This is a genomic window from Flavobacterium sp. (genome assembly GCF_028712645.1).
Taxonomy (GTDB): domain Bacteria; phylum Bacteroidota; class Bacteroidia; order Flavobacteriales; family Flavobacteriaceae; genus Flavobacterium.
This window is the reverse complement of record NZ_JAQTPQ010000288.1, coordinates 1-4,152: the sequence shown is the minus strand read 5'-3', so window position 1 is coordinate 4,152 and position 4,152 is coordinate 1. Positions and strand designations below refer to the sequence as shown.

Annotated in this window: 6 protein-coding genes and 1 pseudogene; 5 read left to right on the top strand and 2 right to left on the bottom strand. The window is 30.9% G+C overall.

The annotated features are described in order from the left end of the window. A partial coding sequence (locus tag PHC28_RS16380) for an IS4 family transposase (RefSeq protein WP_300103184.1) occupies positions 1-1,090 on the bottom strand: 1,090 nt, incomplete at its 3' end. A 246-nt stretch (positions 1,091-1,336) separates the two neighbouring features. Between PHC28_RS16380 and PHC28_RS16375 the strand changes: the two genes are divergently transcribed. Both PHC28_RS16375 and PHC28_RS16370 read left to right on the top strand, forming a co-directional pair. Continuing rightward, a complete protein-coding gene (locus PHC28_RS16375; RefSeq protein WP_300103182.1) occupies positions 1,337-1,468 on the top strand; it encodes a hypothetical protein in 132 nt (43 codons plus the stop codon). 2 nt (positions 1,469-1,470) lie between these two features. Further along, on the top strand, positions 1,471-1,887 hold the full coding sequence (locus PHC28_RS16370; protein ID WP_300103180.1) for a hypothetical protein: 417 nt from the start codon (positions 1,471-1,473) through the stop codon (positions 1,885-1,887). A gap of 42 nt (positions 1,888-1,929) precedes the next feature. On the opposite strand, the gene PHC28_RS16365 is transcribed toward PHC28_RS16370, so the two are convergent. Next, positions 1,930-2,166 carry a hypothetical protein gene (locus tag PHC28_RS16365; protein WP_300103177.1) on the bottom strand — a complete coding sequence of 79 codons (237 nt, stop codon included), beginning with the start codon at positions 2,164-2,166 and terminating at the stop codon, positions 1,930-1,932. A gap of 39 nt (positions 2,167-2,205) precedes the next feature. On the opposite strand from PHC28_RS16365, the gene PHC28_RS16360 reads away from it, so the two are divergent. The 3 genes and pseudogenes from PHC28_RS16360 to PHC28_RS16350 all read left to right on the top strand — a co-directional run. Then, positions 2,206-2,991, top strand: coding sequence for a hypothetical protein (locus PHC28_RS16360; protein WP_300103175.1), 786 nt, complete (start codon positions 2,206-2,208; stop codon positions 2,989-2,991). 3 nt (positions 2,992-2,994) lie between these two features. After that, positions 2,995-3,489 (top strand): hypothetical protein, encoded by a 495-nt coding sequence (locus tag PHC28_RS16355; protein WP_300103173.1) that lies wholly within the window; start codon positions 2,995-2,997, stop codon positions 3,487-3,489. Between the two features lie 154 nt (positions 3,490-3,643). Next, a pseudogene (locus PHC28_RS16350) lies at positions 3,644-4,152 on the top strand (hypothetical protein); the annotation flags it as partial.

Below are 4,152 nucleotides of genomic sequence, written 5' to 3'. Positions count from 1 at the left end.
ATGACAAAAAGCAAAACAGATTGTTTTCCAAAGACTTGAATCCTGTTAAAAGAAATTTTGACAAGTAATCTAATCCATATTTAAACACACTTACGGCTCTTCTGCCATGTTTTTTTATTATTATTTTTTTGATGTTTTCATCTAAATAGTCGCCAATTTTGTAGCACCATACAAAAGCAATCATTGTCAATGAGAATAATTTTTCTAATCTTTCTAAATCGGTTACGTGAGTATCTTCTATATTAAATCCACTGCTTTTTAATCCTCTAAAAAGGCTTTCAATTTGCCAACGTTGTTTGTAATACACCATTGCTTGCTCTGGTTTGTTGAACGAAACTATAATTAAAAATTCCATATTTCCGTCTCTGTCAATTGTTTTACTGCCAGAGAGATAACACATTTGTTCGTGCAACTTTACTATTTTTGGATAATGATAAAACTCACCTACTTTCAAATTATTAAACAACCAAAATGCTTTTATTTCTGTTTGCTTTTGGTAAGAATAAATTTTGAAATTATTCCTAATTCGGATGTAATATCGAATATTTTCATTGTTCAAAAATTCCAGCCATTTGCTGCCAACAAACTCTCTATCAGCTAATAAGCAATTAATGCTTTGTTTTCCAAACCACTCAATATATTTCTTGATCAAATCAATTCGCTCCTCTGTATCAGAATTTCCTCGTTTGTCTAACATTTTGAACATTAACGGAAAAGCTACATTTTTATAACTGACCCCCAGCATTAATATATTGATGTCCTTCGACCCAAATTTCCAATTCGTTCTGTCTAAAACCAATACCAAATCATCTTTTATCGGTAATAGATTGAATATCAGACCCGAAACTGTCTTCATCGGAAAATCAACTTCCTTCATAAATCGTTGGATTCTCCTGTAAGAACTGTTTTTATCAGCTTTTACGTCAAATCCAGAGGCAAGCCTGTCATAATTAATTGACTTTATTTTGCATAAAGCTGTTATAAATAAACAGATGAGCTTAACCCTTGCCAGATTAAGTTCCCCTTTAAAATGACCTTGCAATACTGATATTAACGATGTATCTTTACTCTCTAGACTGGTGTTCTTCATTAGAAAAATTATGTGGTAATAATTCTTTAATGTAATGAATATCAGTCTTTTATTCTAATTTATCATTGATTATTTTGTTGATTTTCAATGAAATATGTTTTTGTCATGTACTAAAATCAAGGAGTTAAAAACTATAACAATCCAAAAATAGGTCCTAATAGTCCAAATTCTGTACATCCTGCCAAAGCAGGTTTAAATTTAGGTATGGGACTTTATGGTATATTTATTAATCCAATACCTTCTTTAATGTATAGCGGTATTGACACTTTCTATCCAGGAGGATGGGATCAAGCAATGAAAGACCAAGATAGATTAAATAGAGAAAACAAAGCTATAAATCCAGACTTCCAATTATTCCCTGGAGCAATGAAACAATAATTATGAAACTTCTAAAACTTTATCAATATTTTTTTTATAAACTTTATAAATCAATAGAATATACTTCTGTTCCAAAGTTTTGGAGTGAGTGGAAAGCAATAGGTCTTTTAATATTATTAGAGATATGGGCAATTAATATAGTTGATGTCTTATTCCATTATTTTACAGGTATAACAATGTCTTCAACTTCAGGAATATTAGAAAGCTATCAAATTTTTGTAATTATCTTTTTAGTTTTAATCAATTATTATATCTTTTATTATAAAGATAGATGGAAAGATTATATTATATATTTTGAAGATAAAAGTAAAAGTCAATATAGGTATGGCGGTATAATTGTTTTTGGAATTGTTTTTCTTATAATATCATTGTATCTACTTTGTCTTTTTTATTTTATGAGTAAACTAAAATACGAATAGCAAAATCAAATAAAATAAAAACCGAGCAATTGCTCGGTTTTTTTATGCTCTAAAATATTTTTTTGTGTCTTTTTTTCTAACAAAAGTAAAGTTCACGGCAGGTTTTAAAGTGTCTTTAGGAATATAAATGCTGTCTTTTTTAGGAAACGTATAACAACCACAAGGCGAAGTATTGTACCAGCGAAATTTAAAATTTAAAAGTTCAAGAGTATCTTTTTTGGTTTGAGCAAGCGCAGAACTAAAGACTAAAAACAAAGCAACCACAAATATGTTTTTCATAGCTATTTGAATTACATCAAACTTATTTTTGCAGACTTTATGAAATGGTCAACAGTAGTAAGCAAACAATCCCCGCTGGCTGAGAAGTATAATAGTTGGAGCGGATACAATTATGCATTAAATAATCCTGTACTTTTCATAGACCCTGATGGAAGAGAAATTGATATATCAGAATTAATGAAAAGTAAAGACCATGCAAAAGCATTTATGCTTTTTGCAAAAACTAAAGAAGGAAAAGCTTTTTTAAATAATTATGCTTCAGCTGGACAAAAATTAGAGTATGGCGGTAAAGTATTTTATCAAGCTGGTAAAGAAGCAGGGAAATTTGATAAAGAGGGAATCAATTTAAATTATAGTGTGGGCGAAAGTAAAACAGGTAGCTCAACTAGTTCTGAATTTAGGTTTGAAAAAGGTAAAGATGTTGGACTTGATATAAATATTGAAGTAGCTATTGAAGGATTTGGTTCTCCAAATAAAACATTTAATTTAACCGAAGCGATAGCACATGAATCTTTTTTACACGGAGATAGTAAAGCTGAGGATTTTACGAACAATGGATTAATGGATAAGTCAAATTTACCATCAGATTACAAAAAGTATGGTAATCATGCTGACCACTATTTTGCTAGTATGGAATCATTATATAATCAAAACGGCTCTATGTCAAAATCTTTTGGAGGAAGAGATTTAAGTACTATGCAAGAAGTTTCAAAATCTTTAAATTTGAACTACACAAATACACAGATTAAAACTCAAATATGGAATTTTAGCGGTTCATTAATACAGGTAAATCCTAAAACAGGTGCTTTAAATTACAAGAAGTAGATTATGAAGAAAATAATATTTTTTATAGCTTTAATTTTTATTAGTTGTAATAATGACAATAATGATAAAATTGTATTGACTAGTGGAATATCAATGAATCCTGCCGAGCCTAGATTCGGAATAGAAATAAAAAGAGATACGTTATACTATTGTGAGGAAATAATCAACAATAAAGGGAATTATAATTATTATAAATCAGAAATTGATTCAAAAATTTTATCGGATTTAAGAAATGGTATTCAAAACGAATTTAAAAAAAATATTGAAAATAAATCCATTGAGGATGCAACTCCTTTTGAGTTATATACTTGTTTTGATAATAATATTAAAAAGAACAAGTTTTATTTTTCTTCTTTTTCTTTAAATAAAAATCAGATTAAAGTCATTAAAACTATTATTAAGCTAAAGGAACTTAAAATGGAAAAAATAGAGAGCCATAGTTTTCCAAATGAATTGTTAACAGAGAAATTACCAGAGCCACCTTTGCCTAGAAATTAGTAACGGCCAAAATAGTGAAAGACCTGCTATTAACACCCCCAGCTGGCGCAAGCAGAAATAAGTTCAAAGGCTAGCGCGATGCCTCTGGCTCGTGCCCCCAGCCCAAAAGCGTCTCTTCAATGGGAAGGAATTACAGGACGAGTTGGGGCTAAATATGTATGATTATGGGGCGAGGAATTATATGCCAGACCTTGGTAGATGGGGTAATGTTGACCCTTTAACAGAAAAATACAGTACTTGGACACCTTATGCTTTTAGTGGTAATAGAGTTATTGACAGTAGAGAGCTAGAAGGATTAGAACCTATAAAACCACCAACACCTACGCAACTTGCAGAAGTGCAAATACGTTTAGGAACTACAAATTGTGCAAACGAAAGATTGGGTGGACTTAGCGCTCCCTATACTCCTAACCATGCTACTAAAATATATGAAGGAGGAAGTGAACCTTATGTCCGTGTATATACAGAGAATATAACGGCACCAGATAGGTCTTGGATGATGAAGCCTGAAGATATTGAAGGATTAAGTCCAGCTGAAATACAAGCAAAGTTTGCTTTACCAAATGAACCTACACATATAGTAGATGTTAATGCAGAAGGAGCTACAATAGAAGTAGGGCCAGTAAATGAGAATTTCGGTTTTACTCCTCCCGAAGGAACTAT